Below are 15,277 nucleotides of genomic sequence, written 5' to 3'. Positions count from 1 at the left end.
ATAGCTTTGCCCTGACGCAAGCAGCGTCAAGACACCAGAAACAAAAAAAAGGAGCCCAGCAAACGCGGGGCTCCTTTCTGCGGATGAAAACACCGCTTATTTGGCAGGCAGGTATCTGGAAGGGTCGACAGGCTTGCCCTGACGGCGAATCTCGAAATGCAGCTTCACGCGGTCCGCGTCGCTGTTGCCCATCTCGGCGATCTTCTGCCCCTTCTTCACGCTCTGGTCTTCCTTGACCAGCAAAGTCTGGTTGTGGGCATAGGCTGTCAGGAAGGTGTTGTTGTGCTTGAGGATGATCAGGTTGCCATAGCCGCGCAGGCCGGCGCCGGCGTACACCACGCGGCCGTCGGCCGAAGCAATGACGGGATCACCGGCCTTGCCGGAAATATCCAGACCCTTGTTTTTGGCTTCGTCGAAACCGGCCAGCATCGTGCCCTGCGCGGGCCAGATCCAGGCGATGTCTTCATCGCCCGTTGCAGCGGATGCCGGGCTGGTGCCAGCCGGTGCTGACGCAGGACGCGCCGTGCTGGCAGCCTGGGTGGGCGTGGTGGATGCGGTGGACGTGGTGACCGAGCCGGACGTCACGGGACGGGCCACCACCAGTGGATTTTCACTGGTCGGCGGCACCACACGCAGCACCTGCCCCACTTCGATGATGTTGGGGTTTTCAAGGTTGTTCCAGCGCACGATGTCGCGCCAGTTCTGGCCATTTTCCAGGCCGATTCGAATCATGGTGTCACCGGGTTTAACGGTGTAGTAACCAGGTTTTCCGGCATTTTCAAAGCCGGGCAACTGTTTGACATTGCCTGCGTCCACCGCGCCCGGCGTGGGACGCGACAACCCGGTGCCGCGGTCTTCAACCGGGGCATGGGTGGTAGAACGCGTGCCGCAGCCAGCGGCAAGCAGCAGCGCTGCCGCCAGGGCGCATGGCAGGGCCAGCCTGCCGAGCGTTGAGCGGGCGCCATGACTTGCGTCTGCGGCATCCACAGACACTGCCCGGTTCGGCCGTACGGTTTGATTCATTGGTTCTTTCGTCGTCAATCTGACGGGTATGGCGTATTGGTTAACTGGATGATCGGATGGTTCAATACCGTCACTGCTATATCGATAACCGGCCTGGGTCCTGCAGGTGGCCGGATCGTCAGCTTGTCCCCGATTTTAAAGGCACAAAATGAACGGCCTCCAGCAGGGTCTGCCTGACGCCCTGGGGGGTTTTGTCGACCACCACCAGCGCCTGGGCACCACCGGCGGTTTGCATGGGCGCCACCAGCCTGCCGCCCATAGCCAACTGATCAATCCAGGCAGGCGGAATGGCCTCCCCGCCGGCAGCAGCAATGATGGCCGCATAAGGTGCGCCCTTGGCGTAGCCCATCATGCCATCACCAAACAGCAGGTGCACATTGGGCAGGCGTAAAGTCCGCAGATTCTCCCTGGCTTTGTCGTGCAGGCCACGCAGCCTTTCGATGCTGTAGACCTCCGTCGCCAGATGGCTGAGCACCGCGGCCTGGTAGCCGCAGCCAGTGCCGATTTCAAGCACCCGCCCCAGCTTTCCGGCCGCGCCGTGGCGCAGCAGTTCCAGCATGCGGGCCACCACATTGGGTTTGGAAATGGTTTGCCCCAGGCCAATCGGCAGGCTGGTGTCTTCATAGGCCTGGTTGACCAGCGCGGTGTCAACAAAACGGTGGCGTTCGACAGCCCCCATGGCGGCGAGTACCAACGCATCGGCAACACCCTGCGCAGCAAGCTTGCTCACCATGCGCGCGCGCACGGTGTGCGAATCGAGGCCGACACCGCCCGGCAACGCGGAGGCTGCGGTCGGTGCCGGTTTCTTCAAGCTATTTTGGCTTGCAGCGCGTTCTGGTCTTGCGCTACCAGCTATTGATTTTGTAGCAGATGGGACACCCGCGTCGGGCTTCAGGCGAACCGGAAATGCCGGGCGGCCTGCTGCAGCCGGCGCTTTGGCAGTGGGATTGAATGGCGGTTTGAGGCTGGATTTCATGACGATTTTTTGTGCAACTCGGCCAGCCGGGCAGCGGTTTGAGCCCAATAAGGCAGACGCTCATGATCGGTCAAATCCACCTGCAGCGGGGTGATGGACACAAACTTCTGGCTGGTGGCATAAAAATCGGTTCCTTCACCAGCCTCTTTCGCAGGCCCTGCGCCGCCAATCCAGTACATGGTTTCGCCGCGCGGGCTGGTCTGCACGATGACGCGTTCGGCCGCATGGCGGCGTCCCAGGCGGGCCACCTTCACGCCCTGGATCTCGTTGTCGGGCAGGTTGGGAATGTTCACATTGAGCAGCCAGGGCGGCACCGTCGGCTCAGCGCCTTCCGCCACGGCCTCCAGCGTGGGCATCAGTTGCTGCACCAGCTCGGCCGCACGCCGGGCTGCCACATCAATGTGTGCCCAACCCTTTTCAGTCTGGGAAAACGCGATGGAAGGAATTCCGAACAGGTAGCCTTCCATGGCGGCGCCCACGGTTCCGGAGTAAATCGTGTCGTCGCCCATGTTGGCGCCGTTATTGATGCCTGAAACCACCAGGTCCGGCCGGTAGCCCAGCAAACCCGTCAGCGCGATATGGACGCAGTCTGCCGGTGTGCCGTTGATGTAGCGAAAGCCGTTGGCCGCGGTCTGCACGTACATCGGCGAGTGCAGGGTCAGCGCGTTTGATTTGGCGCTGTTGTTGTGCTCGGGGGCCACCACCTCGACATCGGCAACGGTTTTAAGCGCTTCATAGAGGGCAATGATGCCGGAGGCCTGGTAACCGTCGTCGTTGCAAATGAGGATTTTCATGGACTGATTTTACGGTCACGGCTGCGACAGCCTGAGCCCTGCCGGACATCGCAAAACCTGCCGCTTTGCCTATGATGCAGGCAAGGCGCCGTCTCTTTCCGCTGGCGGCCCGCCTTTCTTCTTCTGTTTCTTCTGTACCTGTCGCAGCATTCCTTCTATCGGAGACATTCCATGCAAGCCTGGCTTTGTGAAAACCCCACCGGCGTAGACGCCCTGACCTGGAAAGAATTGCCCACACCGCAACCCAAGGCAGGCGAAGTGCTGATTGAGATCAAGGCCGCCAGCCTGAACTTTCCCGACCTGCTGATCGTGCAGAACAAGTACCAGATGAAACCACCCCTGCCCTTTGTGCCCGGCTCCGAATACGCCGGCGTGGTCCAGGCGGTGGGCGAAGGCGTCACGCACCTCCAGGTAGGTCACAACGTGGCCTGCCTCTCCGGCACCGGGGGGTTCGGCACGCACACCCTTGCACCGGCGGCCCTGTGCATGCCCTTGCCCCAAGGATTTCCCTTCGTGGACGCGGCCGCTTTCATCATGATTTACGCAACTTCGTGGCACGCCCTGATGGACCGCGCACAACTCAAGGCCGGTGAAACCGTCCTGGTGCTGGGTGCTGCAGGCGGTGTCGGCACCGCAGCCATACAGATTGCCAAAGCCGCCGGAGCCCGCGTAATCGCAGCCGCATCGACCGATGAGAAATGCGCCCTTTGCGCGTCCATTGGCGCGGACGCCACCATCAACTACACCACGAAAAACCTGCGTGACGAAATCAAGGCACTGACCGAAGGCAAGGGACCTGACGTGATTTATGACCCGGTCGGCGGCGAGTTTAGCGAGCCGGCTTTTCGCTCCATCGCGTGGCGGGGCCGTTACCTGGTGGTGGGCTTTGCTTCGGGACCCATCCCGTCCCTGCCGCTCAATCTCACGCTGCTCAAGGGCGCATCCATCGTCGGCGTGTTCTGGGGCGACTTCGCCAAGCGCGAACCCAAGGCCAATGCGGCCATGATGGCCGAGCTGGCCGGCTGGTATGCCCAAGGCAAGATCAAGCCGGTTATTGACCGCACCATGCCCATGGCCGAACTGAAAGCTGCCTATACCCACATGGGCTCACGTGGCGTGAAGGGCAAGCTGGTCATGGTGAACTAGGGCCTGGCCCGCCTGTGCAAGGCAGCCGCGCCAGGCCCCCAAATGAAAAAGTCCCGCGAGCCTTGCGGCAAGCGGGACTTCAAATAGTGGGGTGGCTGATGGGGCTCGAACCCACGACAACAGGAATCACAATCCTGGACTCTACCAACTGAGCTACAGCCACCGGAGCCCTGCATTATAGCGGCAAAGCCGCTGCAATTTACTGGGTGACGACTTCTTCTGCGCCAGCCTTGGCGACAGGAGGCTTTGCCGCCAGGATTTTCGTCTTGAAGCGTTCTTTCAGGCCGTTGTAATACGCCAGATTTTCTGCGGCGGTCCACCACTGCGTGTACTGGTTGCGTTCCTGCTTGGCGGCCGCTTCAAGTGGCGCCTCGCGCGGAACCACCTTGTTGACCTTGATCACGACGTAACCTTGTGCGCCGAGGCTAACCCCGGCAAATGCCGGCAAGGCAGCCGCGTCGGCACGGAGCGCCGCATCGATCACCGGATTGGGAAGCTTCTGGGTTTGCTCACGCGACACGACCACCGGTGCGGCCAAAGCGGTTGCAGACGCCGGGGCGGCCTTCCAGGCAGCCAGCTTGGCCTCGCCCTCCTTGCGCGCTTCTTCGGCGCTGCGCTGGGCAATCCAGCGCTGGCGCACGACATCTTTCACTTCGGCAAAGGGTTGGGTGCGTGCCGGGGTGTACTGGGTGATCCGGCCTGAAACCAGCTGGCTGGGCGCTGCCTCTATGGCTTCGGTATTGCGCTTCTTTTCGATCGCATCCGGCGAAAAAAGTGCGCCCAGGAATTTCGGATTGGACAGCACGCCAGCCGCACCGGTTTTGGGCTGCCGGGCCACATTGCTGGCCGCCTTGACTTCAAGCTTCAGCTTGTCCGCCACGGGCTTGAGGCTGTCGGGCTGCTCATAGACACCATTGGTGAAGACATCGGCAACTTCAGCAAATTTCTTCTGGGCTTCCTGCTTGCGGAGGTCGGCTTCCAGCTGCGGTTTCATTTCTTCGAACGCGGGCCGCTTCGGTGCCTTGATGTCCGTCAGCTTGATGATGTGGTAACCGAACTCCGACTCCACGACATTGCTGATGTCGCCTTTTTTCATCGCAAAGGCGGCGTCCTCAAATGGCTTGACCATCGAGCCGCGCGCAAAGAAATCGAGATCGCCGCCGGAAGGTGCCGAACCAGTGTCCTGCGAGTTTTTGCGTGCCGCATCGGCAAAAGTATCGGGCGCCTTCCTGACCTGCGCCAGCAATTCCTCTGCTTTGGCTTTCGCCTTTTCGCGATCGGCTGCCGAGGCAGTCTTGGGCGCTGCAATCAGGATGTGGCTTGCCCTGCGCTCTTCGGTGCCGCCCAGGCGCTGGATATTCTGCTCATAGTAGGTCTTGAGATCGGCCTCGTTGACCGTGACCGTCTTTTTAACAGTCTCGATGTCGAGCACCACATACTCAATGTTGGCCTGTTCCGGTGCCTGAAAGAGTTTCTCGTTGGCTTTGTAGAACTGCTCAAGGTCGGCATCGGTCGGTGCCAGTTTGGCTGCCATATCAGCAGCATCAAAACGGGCCAGCTGGATTTCGCGCTTCTCGAAATAGGCATTGAGCGACAGATCAGCCGCAGCATTCGTGGCGAAGCCGCTTGCACCAATACCGCCCAGCACCTGTCGGCTCGGCAGCCCGGCCTTGACATTGGCCTCAAAGATTTCCGGCGTCATGCCCTGCGATGCCAGCAACTGGCGATAGCGCTCCATATCGAGCTTGCCGTCCGGGCCTTTCAGGGCGGCGATTTCCGGGATTTTCTGCAGCTCGCGGGCCAGATAGTCGTCGGTGACATGGGCAGCAGCAGCAACCACACGGTCGCGCACCAGGCGCTCCAGCGTCGCGTAGCGTGCCTGCGGCGTATCGAGCAGCTTGACGTCAATCGACGGCATGGAGGCGCGTATACGCTGGACTTCGTTCTGGTGGGCCTGGTCCCATTCGGGCTGCGTGATGTCTTTTCCGTCGACAACGGCAACGACCCCGCTGTTGTTCCCGGAGGGACCATTGCTGTTCATGCCCACCAATATAAAGGACGGAACAATCAGCAAAAACAGCAATGCCATGGTGACTTTGGTGTGCTTGCGAATGAAATCAAACATCTCGAACTTCCTGTGCTGCAACAGCTTTACGAACAAACCGGGAGCCAACAACAAAAAAGGCGAACCATGTTCGCCTTTTTTCGTGGGTGGTGGGTGCTGACGGGCTCGAACCGCCGACCTACGCCGTGTAAGGGCGCTGCTCTACCAACTGAGCTAAGCACCCCACGTTGAGTTTCCGTTTCAGTTCAAAGCATCCTTGAGAGCTTTGCCTGGACGGAACTTTGGAACCTTGGCAGCCTTGATTTTAATCGCATCGCCGGTACGCGGATTGCGGCCGGTGCGCGCAGCACGTTTTCCCACGGCAAAAGTGCCGAAACCCACCAGAGACACGGAGCCTCCTTTTTTCAGGGTTGTTTTCACAGCGCCAATGGTTGACTCCAGCGCGCGCGTGGCGGCAGCTTTGGAAATATCAGCATGCTTGGCAATGTGCTCGATCAGTTCAGTCTTGTTCACAAGGAGCCCCTCGTTGATAAAAAGTTAATCTGGTTGTCTCTAAAAAATATCTCCCGGGACACTGTGTTGAGTGTGTCAGCGGGAGCGGCATGTGCAGTTTTCTGCTGATTCCAATTAGAGCCATGGACTCTTGACCTGTCAATACAGCAGCAAGTTTTTACAACGTGCGGAGGCGGATTCTAGACGGTTTTTCAGCGCTTTCACGGCTTAATCGTAAGCATGATGTGTAATTTTCATGCTTGACAAAAGCCGTCTTTATGACGGTTTCAGGAAGCGGACAGGGCCTCGGCGACGGCCTTGCCAAGGTCTGTCGTCCCGGCTTTTCCACCCAGGTCCGGGGTGCGCGGCGCACCGCTTCCAGGGCTCAACACCTTTTCAATTGCAGCGAGGATGCCGTCATGCGCATCCTTGTGCCCGAGGAACTCCAGCATCATGGCACCACACCAGATCTGCCCGATAGGGTTGGCAATGTTGCGGCCCGCAATGTCGGGCGCCGAGCCGTGCACCGGTTCGAACAGCGAAGGAAACTTCCGATCAGGGTTCAGGTTGGCGCTGGGCGCAATGCCTATGGTGCCCGTGCAGGCCGGCCCCAGGTCACTCAGGATGTCGCCGAAGAGATTGCTGGCCACCACCACATCGAAGAAGTCCGGGCGCTGCACAAAATGCGCGGTCAGGATGTCGATATGGAATTGATCCAGGCGGACACCCGAATAGTTTTTTGCCATCTCGGCCACGCGCTCATCCCAGTAAGGCATGGAGATGGAAATGCCGTTGGACTTCGTCGCACTGGTCAGGTGCTTCTTGGGACGGGACTGGGCGAGTTCAAAGGCGAACTTCAGGACGCGGTCCACGCCGATGCGGGTGAATACCGACTCCTGCAGGACAAACTCGCGCTCCGTACCGGGAAACGCCCGCCCGCCAATACTGGAATATTCGCCCTCGGTGTTTTCACGGACGATGTAAAAATCTATTTCACCAGGTTGACGCGCGCTCCCGTCACGCCGGACCACCGGCGCAATGATGCCGGGCATCAGCCGTGCAGGCCGCAGGTTGATGTACTGGTCAAACTCACGCCTGAACAGCAGCAGCGAACCCCACAGTGAAACATGATCGGGAATTTTCGCGGGCCATCCCACAGCGCCGAAGTAGATCGCGTCATGGCCGCCCACCTGGTCCTTCCAGTTGTCCGGCATCATCTTGCCGTGCTTTTCAAAGTAGTCCCAGCTTGAAAAATCGAAATGGTCGAACTGCAGGTCGATGCCGTACTTGACGGCCGCAGCCTCCATCACACGCACACCTTCTGGCATAACCTCTTTGCCGATACCGTCGCCTGCGATGACGGCGATGCGTTTTTTTCCGATGCTTTTGCTCATGGTGTTCCTTTTTGAATGTAGTTGGCGTTAATTTGACCCGTTGAGAGCCGCTGATTCAGGTTTGAAAAAATCCAGTGCTTCTGCCAGCAGCAACGCCGGCGCTTCTTCTGCAATGTAGTGACCGCAAGGCAAGCTTCGGCCCGAGACATCTTTCGCACGGTCCCGCCAGAGATTCAGTACATCAAAGCATTGGCCCACCGCGCCATGCTCGCCCCACAACACGCGCAGCGGCTGCGCCAGGCGCAGGCCGGCAGTAACGTCCGCGCGGTCGTGCTCCAGGTCGATCGTGGCAGAGGCCCGGTAGTCTTCGCAGATACTTTGAGCGGTGCCGGGGATTTGCGCGCAGCGTTCGTACTCGGCCAGTGCGGCTGGGGCAAAAGCCGCAAGGCCCGCATGGCGCTTGCCCATTACGCTGCGTACATACCGTACCGGATCGGACTCGATCAACGCTTCGGGCAGCGGCGGCGGCTGGATCAGGAAGAACCAGTGCCAGTAAGCGCGCGCAAAGGCATTCGTCGTGTTGTCATACATGGCCAGCGTGGGCGCAATGTCAAGCAGCATCAACCGCTGAACCGCCCCGGGATGATCCGACGCAAGGCGATGGGCCACGCGCGCGCCGCGGTCGTGCGCCAGCACCTGGAACCGTTCGAACCCATGGTGACGCATGACTGCGACGGCATCCAGCGCCATCGCGCGTTTGGAATAGGCCTCGTGCGCCGAATCACCGGCAACCCGTGCGGAGTCACCGTAACCGCGCAGGTCCATCATCACGACGGTGAATTTTTTCGCAAGCGTTCCCGCGACCAAGTGCCACATCGCGTGGGTTTGCGGGTGCCCGTGGAGCAACAGAAGTGGCGCCCCTGCGCCGCCCCGCAGGGTGTGCAAGCTGCCGGCCGGGCCGTCGACATCGCACGAAACGAAATTCTCAAACATCAATCAGTTGCCTTGGTTCATCTTCGGGTAATCAATTTCCCGGTGCTCCGGTGTTGAATGCCTTGAACGATTTTTAGATCTTTGCCTGATTTTGTAGAAGAGTGGCACCCAATACAAGCAATAATCAGGCAATCAATTATTTCCAAAAAGGAATTAATCAATGGAACGCAGCGACCTTGAACTGGTGCTTGCCGTTCGCGACCACGGGAGCCTGGCGGCCGCAGCGCAAAGCCTGGACGTGGCGCCGCCGGTCGTCACCAAGCGGCTTGCCGCACTGGAGGCCAGGCTGGGCCAACGCCTGTTCCAGCGCACGACCCGGCGCGTCAGCCCCACCGCCGAAGGCGAAACAGTCTGCGAACGGGCCATCATTCTCCTGCAGGGCTTCCATGCGCTTGAGGCAGAGTTGCAGGAACGAAAAGCGGAGCCCACCGGGCTTATCCGGCTGGCTGCAACTTTTGGGTTCGGCCGCCGGTGGCTGGGGCCTGCGCTGGCGGAATTCCAGGAGCGTTATCCGCGTGTCGAGATACAGCTGGAGCTCACCGAGCATTTGCCCGACCTCGCGCTGGAGGGTTACGACGGCGCCATCTGGCTCTGGTCGATACAGGGTCGGCAGGCGGCCCAGTGGGTGTCACGCCGTCTTGCGCGCAACCAGCGCATCATGGTGGCCTCGCCCCGCTACATAAAACAACACGGTTCACCCGCCAGCCTGGAGGCCTTGCAGGACCATGCCTGCCTGATCGTGCGCGAAAACGGCAATGCCCCGGGACAGCGTTTTGATGTCTGGCCGCTGCACAGGGAACGCGAGAAGACCGCGGTGCGCGTTCGCGTGCACGGCCCGCTGGCCAGCAATTCAGGGGAGCTGGTACGCGACTGGTGCATGGAAGGCCGCGGCATCATGCTACGCAGCCTTTGGGATATTGCACCGCATATCGCATCGGGCCGGCTCGTACGCGTTTTACCGGCCTATTCAATGCCAGACGCCGACATTCACTGGCTGGCCCCCTACCGCCCAGACCAGCCACGCCGTATTCGCCTGCTGATTGACCACCTGGTCGCACAGTTTCAGGAAGCGCCCTGGAAAACTACGCTGCCGCCGGCTTCGCGGCCCGCACCACGAGGCTCACGCCCAACGCCGTGAGCGCGGTGCCGGCAATCGTGCTGAGCGTAATGGGCTCCTCAAACAACAGCCATGCCATCAGGGCGGTCGTTGGCGGAACCAGGTACAGCAGGCTGGTCACGGCTGTAGCTGCGCCACGCTGGATCAAAAGGTAAAGCAGGGAGCTTCCTCCGAGCGTGAGCACCAGCACCGACCACGCCATGGCGCCCAGCACCTGGTGGTTCCACGCGATCGCTTCAGTTTCAAACAGCGCAAGCGGCAGGGTCACCACGAAAGCAGCGGCCAGCTGAATGGCATTGGCACTGCGCACATCGGCAGGTTTGACAAAACGTTTCTGGTAAAGCGTTCCCGCAGTGATGCTGAACAACGCAAAGACCGTGCAGGCCAGCGTCAGCGCCGTCACTTCATGGCCCGTGCCGAACTTGCGCGAAACCACCAGCAACAGCCCGCCTAGCCCAAGCGCCAGACCGGTCCACTGGCGTGAAGTGACCTTGGCCTCGCCGCCGTTTGTCTCGGGCGAGGCAACCCACGAAACCCAGAGCGCCGTCAACACTGGCTGAAGTCCGACAATGAGTGCGGTCAAGCCCGAACCCATGCCCGACTTCACGGCAATCCAGACGCCACCCAGATAACCGGCATGCATCAACACGCCGGCCATGGCCAGATGCAGCCATTGCGCCCGGCCTTGCGGCCACGCGGCCCGGGCCAGCACGATCCAGACAAGGAAGCAAACAATCGACAGGAAATAACGGATCGCCAGGAAAGTCAGCGGCGGCGCATACGGCAAGCCATATTTGGCGACGATAAAGCCGGTGCTCCAGATCAGCACAAACACGGCGGGCATGGCCCGGATCAGCGCACCAGAAGAGGATGAAGAAGAGGAAGAACTCAAGGACAGAAGCCTTAGAACGGCAACACCAAGGGCAGGACTACTTGGCGCGCGCGCGGATTTCCGGGATGGCTTTTTTCAGGTAATAAATCATGGACCAGACCGTCAGGATGGCGGAGATCCAGATCAGCCAGGTGCCCCACACGTGCGTGTTGATCACGCCGAACAGCACGCCGTCGAACAGCAGGAAAGGGATGGCAATCATCTGCACCGTGGTCTTGACCTTGCCTAGCATGTGCACGGCCACGCTTTTGGTCGCGCCAATCAGGGCCATCCACTCGCGCAGCGCCGAGATGGCGATCTCGCGGCCGATGATGATGAGCGCCACGAACACGTCGGCACGCTGCAGGTGCACCAGCACCAGCAAAGAGGCGCAGACCAGGAACTTGTCGGCCACCGGATCAAGGAAGGCGCCGAAGGAAGAAGTCTGGTTCAGCTTGCGCGCCAGAAAGCCGTCCAGCCAGTCGGTTGCGGCAAACACGACGAACATCACGGTGGCAATCAGATTGCGTTCCGTGGGCGCCAGGTTCAGGTAGAACACCCCCACGATCAACGGAATCGCAACGATGCGGGTCCAGGTCATCAACGTAGGGATGGTCAGAAACATGCCCCGATTTTGGCATGAGCCGTGCGGTGGTGCCGGATAGCGGTGCAAAGCACGCCAAAACAGTGCGTTCCGTTGCACAAATACATCTGAGCAAATTTCAAGGAACTGCTGCCCGAAACAGGGCACGCAACCGATGCTGCCTCAATGCAGGGCGCGGTAGATTTCCTCGGCCAGGTCCTTCGAAATGCCATCCACCGTGGCAATGTCTTCCGCGCTGGCCGAAGCGATGCCGCGAATGCCGCCGAAGCGCTGCAACAAGCTGGCGCGCCGCTTGGGGCCAATGCCGGCAATGTCCTCAAGCTTGCTGCCGCCCACCCGCACCTTGGCGCGCTTGGCCCGCATGCCCGTGATGGCGAAACGGTGGGCTTCGTCGCGGATCTGCGCGATCAGCATCAACGCTGCTGAATCCCGCCCCAAATAGACCTTGTCGCGGCCGTCCGCAAACACGAGCTCTTCGAGGCCAACCTTGCGGCCCTCCCCTTTTTCAACGCCGGCAATCAGGCCCAGGTCCAGGCCCAGTTCCCCGAACACCTCACGTGCCATCGACACCTGCCCCTTCCCGCCGTCGACCAGCACCAGGTCGGGCAGTTTGGCCTCCCCATTGCGTGCGGCTTCAGCCAGCCGGGTATAGCGGCGCATCAGCACCTGCCGCATGGCGGCGTAGTCGTCGCCTGGCGTGATGCCTTCGATGTTGTAGCGGCGGTATTCGCTGTTGACCATCTTGTGCTCCTGGAACACGACACAGGAAGCCTGTGTCGATTCACCGGCCGTGTGCGAGATGTCAAAACATTCGATGCGCAGCGTATCGAGGTTGTCGAGCGGCAAATCAAGCGCCTCGGCCAGCGCGCGCGTACGCGCCTGCTGGGAGCCCTGTTCGGCCAGCAACCGGGCCAGCTGCAGGCCGGCGTTCTTCTGTGCCATTTCCAGCCAGATGCGGCGCTGCTCACGCGGCTGGTGGATGGCCGTGACCTTGGTACCGGTCTGCGCTGTTAGTGCCTCCATCAGTTCCTTGTCCACCGGCTCGCTGCACACCAGGGTGGGTGGAACCGGCACATCAATGTAATGCTGCGCGATGAAGGCTTCCAGCACCAGGGCCTCAAGTGACTTGCCCACAGGTGCAGGCACAGGCGCAGCACTTTCACCGGCTGCCTCGGCTTGCGCAGCCTGCCTGGCGTCCGCATCGATCTCGGCATCCAGCGCCGCGACGTCGGTCGCGTTCTCCACATGGCTGGGGAAGTACGCCCTGTCACCCAGGTGGCGGCCGCCGCGCACCATGGCCAGGTTGACGCAGGCCTTGCCGCCCTGAACTTTCACCGCCAGGATGTCGACGTCCTTGTCGCCGCCGATTTCCATCGACTGCTGGTGCAGCACCTTGGACAGCGCCGACATCTGGTTGCGCAACTCTGCGGCCTGCTCAAACTCCAGCTTCTCGGCATGCACCAGCATTTTTCTCTCGAGCTCGGTCAGGATGTCCTGGGCCTGGCCTTGCAAAAAGCGTTCGGCGTTGGCGGTGTCCAGCGCGTACTGCTCGGGTGACACATGGCCCACACAGGGTGCGGAGCAGCGCTTGATCTGGTACAGCAGGCAGGGCCGTGTGCGATTGTTGAACACCGTGTCTTCGCAGGTCCGCAGCCGGAACACCTTTTGCAACAGCAAGATGGTGTCTTTCACCGCCCAGGCGCTGGGGTACGGGCCGAAGTAGCGGTGCTTTTTCTCGACCGCGCCGCGGTAATAGGCAATGCGCGGAAAGACGGCAGCCGTGGGCGCAGCGCCTTCTTCGGCCGGACGCGCGCCTGTCAGCTTGAGGTAGGGGTAGCTCTTGTCGTCCCGAAACAGGATGTTGAATTTCGGGTTGAGCGTCTTGATCAGGTTGTTTTCGAGCAGCAGCGCTTCAGCTTCCGAGCGCACCACCGTGGTTTCCATGCGGGCGATCTTGGTCACCATGTGGCCGATGCGCGTGCCGCCGTGGTTCTTCTGGAAGTAGTTGGAGACCCGCTTCTTCAGGTTGCGCGCCTTGCCGACATACAGCACGCCGCCTTCCGCATCGAAGTAACGGTAGACGCCCGGCAAGGCGGGCAGCGCAGCCACTTCGGCCAGCAACTCGGGCGTATGTCCGGCGGGTAACTTTTCAGCGGGGGAACGTTCAGGCATACCCCTATTTTGCCGCGTACCGGCGCTTCAGAAGAAAACCCTGACAGGACCGATACCCTTTTGGAGCCGACCCAACAAAGGGATTCAGTCCGGCCGATAGTCCAGGAGCTTTTTCGGGAACCTGATCAGCCACAGGCGGGTTGGCTTCTCGTCATCACTGCCATTGACGATTTCATACTTGAGCGGCGCTGCACCTTTGCATTTTTTGCCCTCCAGGACACCGGCGGCATTCACGCTGCAGTCATCGATCTTGACGGCCTTGCCGGCCGCATCGACGATTCGCGCGGACACACCAAAGTCGTTGTCGTTGATCAGCGCCAGCGTATCGTCGTTCACCAGGGCCAGGCCTTCGGCCTTCTCTGGAAGCCAGCCGAACTGGAGCTTTCCGCTTGCATCCTTCTTGCGCAAATCGAGGATTTCCAGCCGCTTCGCAGGGGAAACCCCGATGGCCGACAGTTCGCTCAAAGCGCCGGCATATTCCAGCTCCAATCCACCCGCCAGTTTCTTGCCGCTTAAATCCGTGGCCTGGGCCACATCCACCGCCACCAGCAGGTTGTGCACCTCACCATCGGCCTTGAATTTGCCTTGCTCGATCAGCACAAAGCGCGTGTCACTCAAGGCGACGATGTCGCCAATCTTGGCGTCCTTGCTCTTACCGTACCGGGTCATGTCGTGCGGATAGGCAAACATGCGGGTAGCCCCATTGGCGGGATTGAATTCCACCAGACGGGTAAAGAGCGCCTTGCTGGTATGCCGGGCCGACAAACCACTCCCCATATCTGGCATTTCCAGAATGCTTTGAATGGCCATGACCAGCTTGCCGCCGGGCGTGATGGCCAGGCCTTCGCAGCCGCGATTCGGCTGGCGGAATTGAATCACGGCAGGCAAGCCGTTGGCCGGCGCGAATTTGGCCGCAATACGGCCGCTCTCAACCGCCACCTTGATCAGATACGGGCCGTATTCATCACAAATCCAGACGTGTTTGCCATCCGGGTCCATGGCGATGGCTTCCGGGTCAATGCCATGGGCGTCGAAGGCCAGGCTGGCTTGCAGCGTTTCGGTCAAGGGCGTTTCACCCGAAGAGCCAATACCGCCCTGCACCGGGCGGCCGCTCACATTCACACCCTCTGCAGTTTTGATGTCAGTCACCGACACCAGTTCAGCCACCCCATTCCTGACGCGGATCAGGCCAAACTTGGGCGCGTAATCGGGTGCGGGAAAGGCCTTGGTCTTGTTGGCCGAAGTCGCACCGCTGCTGTCAAGGTCGGGCGAGTCGCCGTTGGGGCCGCGATCAGTCAGCGCATAAAACCACAAAGTGCCGTCGGCATCCTTGTTGCGCAATGTCAGCCCCGAGCCGGGCGCTATGGGAAAACCTTGAGGAAAACGCTGTCTGATGCCCACGTCCGCACCGGTGTAAGGCACGTAAAAGCGGGTCGCAACCTGCAGCACATGCCTGGTCAGGACCACACCCTCAACGACAGACGTTTCCGCCTTTTCCAGGCTTGCCTGCGCCCACGATGAAGCGCTACCGCCGGCGCACAAGGCCAGCCCCAGAATAGCGGCCATGGCCCGTGCACGCATCACCGATTTAGATAAAACCACGATGAACTCCATTTCAAATTGATGACGGCTTGTACCCAGCCTGGGTGACATGGCTGTGACAGGGGGAGCACGCCACGCCGCAGCATGA

13 protein-coding genes and 2 tRNA genes are annotated in these 15,277 nt (G+C 60.5%); 2 read left to right on the top strand and 13 right to left on the bottom strand.

Going from position 1 to position 15,277, the window contains the following annotated elements; all coding sequences use genetic code 11:
- Window positions 1-96 precede the first annotated feature (96 nt).
- The 3 genes from AC1DVV_RS04325 to surE all read right to left on the bottom strand — a co-directional run bounded on the left by AC1DVV_RS04325 (window position 97) and on the right by surE (window position 2,793).
- A complete protein-coding gene (locus tag AC1DVV_RS04325; protein ID WP_477701875.1) occupies window positions 97-1,023 on the bottom strand; it encodes a peptidoglycan DD-metalloendopeptidase family protein in 927 nt (308 codons plus the stop codon).
- A gap of 118 nt (window positions 1,024-1,141) precedes the next feature.
- Window positions 1,142-1,999, bottom strand: a complete 858-nt coding sequence (locus AC1DVV_RS04320) for a protein-L-isoaspartate(D-aspartate) O-methyltransferase (protein WP_477701874.1) — start codon at window positions 1,997-1,999, stop codon at window positions 1,142-1,144.
- Window positions 1,996-2,793, bottom strand: a complete 798-nt coding sequence (gene surE / locus AC1DVV_RS04315; protein WP_457278821.1) for a 5'/3'-nucleotidase SurE — start codon at window positions 2,791-2,793, stop codon at window positions 1,996-1,998. Before surE ends, AC1DVV_RS04320 begins: the two co-directional genes overlap by 4 nt.
- A 171-nt stretch (window positions 2,794-2,964) precedes the next feature.
- On the opposite strand from surE, the gene AC1DVV_RS04310 reads away from it, so the two are divergent.
- The gene (locus AC1DVV_RS04310; RefSeq protein WP_477701873.1) at window positions 2,965-3,939 is read left to right on the top strand and encodes an NADPH:quinone oxidoreductase family protein; all 975 of its coding nucleotides are present in this window, start codon (window positions 2,965-2,967) and stop codon (window positions 3,937-3,939) included.
- Window positions 3,940-4,026: 87 nt separating this feature from the next.
- Here AC1DVV_RS04310 and AC1DVV_RS04305 read toward each other — a convergent pair.
- From AC1DVV_RS04305 to AC1DVV_RS04280, 6 genes are all read right to left on the bottom strand, one after another.
- Window positions 4,027-4,102 (bottom strand) — tRNA-His (locus AC1DVV_RS04305).
- 36 nt (window positions 4,103-4,138) lie between these two features.
- Entirely contained in the window at window positions 4,139-6,064 is a 1,926-nt protein-coding gene (locus AC1DVV_RS04300; RefSeq protein ID WP_477701872.1) for a SurA N-terminal domain-containing protein, read from the bottom strand.
- Between the two features lie 87 nt (window positions 6,065-6,151).
- Window positions 6,152-6,227 (bottom strand) — tRNA-Val (locus tag AC1DVV_RS04295).
- A 17-nt stretch (window positions 6,228-6,244) separates the two neighbouring features.
- On the bottom strand, window positions 6,245-6,517 hold the full coding sequence (locus tag AC1DVV_RS04290; RefSeq protein ID WP_007874140.1) for an HU family DNA-binding protein: 273 nt from the start codon (window positions 6,515-6,517) through the stop codon (window positions 6,245-6,247).
- A 266-nt stretch (window positions 6,518-6,783) separates the two neighbouring features.
- Entirely contained in the window at window positions 6,784-7,878 is a 1,095-nt protein-coding gene (locus tag AC1DVV_RS04285; RefSeq protein WP_457279772.1) for a tartrate dehydrogenase, read from the bottom strand.
- Between the two features lie 39 nt (window positions 7,879-7,917).
- Window positions 7,918-8,823, bottom strand: a complete 906-nt coding sequence (locus tag AC1DVV_RS04280; RefSeq protein WP_457278824.1) for an alpha/beta fold hydrolase — start codon at window positions 8,821-8,823, stop codon at window positions 7,918-7,920.
- A 160-nt stretch (window positions 8,824-8,983) separates the two neighbouring features.
- Here AC1DVV_RS04280 and AC1DVV_RS04275 point away from each other — a divergent pair, with 160 nt between their 5' ends.
- Entirely contained in the window at window positions 8,984-9,961 is a 978-nt protein-coding gene (locus AC1DVV_RS04275; RefSeq protein ID WP_457278825.1) for a LysR family transcriptional regulator, read from the top strand.
- On the opposite strand, the gene AC1DVV_RS04270 is transcribed toward AC1DVV_RS04275, so the two are convergent.
- From AC1DVV_RS04270 to AC1DVV_RS04255, 4 genes are all read right to left on the bottom strand, one after another.
- Entirely contained in the window at window positions 9,906-10,784 is an 879-nt protein-coding gene (locus tag AC1DVV_RS04270; protein ID WP_477701905.1) for a DMT family transporter, read from the bottom strand. The genes AC1DVV_RS04275 and AC1DVV_RS04270 overlap by 56 nt on opposite strands.
- An 85-nt stretch (window positions 10,785-10,869) precedes the next feature.
- Window positions 10,870-11,436, bottom strand: a complete 567-nt coding sequence (gene pgsA, locus AC1DVV_RS04265) for a CDP-diacylglycerol--glycerol-3-phosphate 3-phosphatidyltransferase (RefSeq protein WP_457278826.1) — start codon at window positions 11,434-11,436, stop codon at window positions 10,870-10,872.
- Window positions 11,437-11,577: 141 nt separating this feature from the next.
- Window positions 11,578-13,587 (bottom strand): excinuclease ABC subunit UvrC, encoded by a 2,010-nt coding sequence (gene uvrC / locus AC1DVV_RS04260; RefSeq protein WP_457306539.1) that lies wholly within the window; start codon window positions 13,585-13,587, stop codon window positions 11,578-11,580.
- A gap of 84 nt (window positions 13,588-13,671) precedes the next feature.
- Window positions 13,672-15,189, bottom strand: coding sequence for an esterase-like activity of phytase family protein (locus tag AC1DVV_RS04255; RefSeq protein WP_477701870.1), 1,518 nt, complete (start codon window positions 15,187-15,189; stop codon window positions 13,672-13,674).
- Window positions 15,190-15,277 lie beyond the last annotated feature (88 nt).

It is taken from the genome of Polaromonas sp. P3_B4, from assembly GCF_056402835.1.
The sequence above is the reverse complement of the archived record's forward strand: the minus strand, read 5'-3'. Positions and strand labels throughout refer to the sequence as shown.

What these genes read in the sequence shown, in the direction of transcription:
- AC1DVV_RS04310 (WP_477701873.1), top strand. Translation starts at nt 2,965, where the DNA reads ATGCAAGCCTGGCTTTGTGAAAACCCCACCGGCGTAGACGCCCTGACC.
- AC1DVV_RS04280 (WP_457278824.1), bottom strand. Translation starts at nt 8,823, where the DNA reads ATGTTTGAGAATTTCGTTTCGTGCGATGTCGACGGCCCGGCCGGCAGC.
- surE (WP_457278821.1), bottom strand. Translation starts at nt 2,793, where the DNA reads ATGAAAATCCTCATTTGCAACGACGACGGTTACCAGGCCTCCGGCATC.
- AC1DVV_RS04275 (WP_457278825.1), top strand. Translation starts at nt 8,984, where the DNA reads ATGGAACGCAGCGACCTTGAACTGGTGCTTGCCGTTCGCGACCACGGG.
- pgsA (WP_457278826.1), bottom strand. Translation starts at nt 11,436, where the DNA reads ATGTTTCTGACCATCCCTACGTTGATGACCTGGACCCGCATCGTTGCG.
- AC1DVV_RS04300 (WP_477701872.1), bottom strand. Translation starts at nt 6,064, where the DNA reads ATGTTTGATTTCATTCGCAAGCACACCAAAGTCACCATGGCATTGCTG.
- AC1DVV_RS04320 (WP_477701874.1), bottom strand. Translation starts at nt 1,999, where the DNA reads ATGAAATCCAGCCTCAAACCGCCATTCAATCCCACTGCCAAAGCGCCG.
- AC1DVV_RS04270 (WP_477701905.1), bottom strand. Translation starts at nt 10,784, where the DNA reads ATGCCCGCCGTGTTTGTGCTGATCTGGAGCACCGGCTTTATCGTCGCC.
- uvrC (WP_457306539.1), bottom strand. Translation starts at nt 13,587, where the DNA reads ATGCCTGAACGTTCCCCCGCTGAAAAGTTACCCGCCGGACATACGCCC.
- AC1DVV_RS04325 (WP_477701875.1), bottom strand. Translation starts at nt 1,023, where the DNA reads ATGAATCAAACCGTACGGCCGAACCGGGCAGTGTCTGTGGATGCCGCA.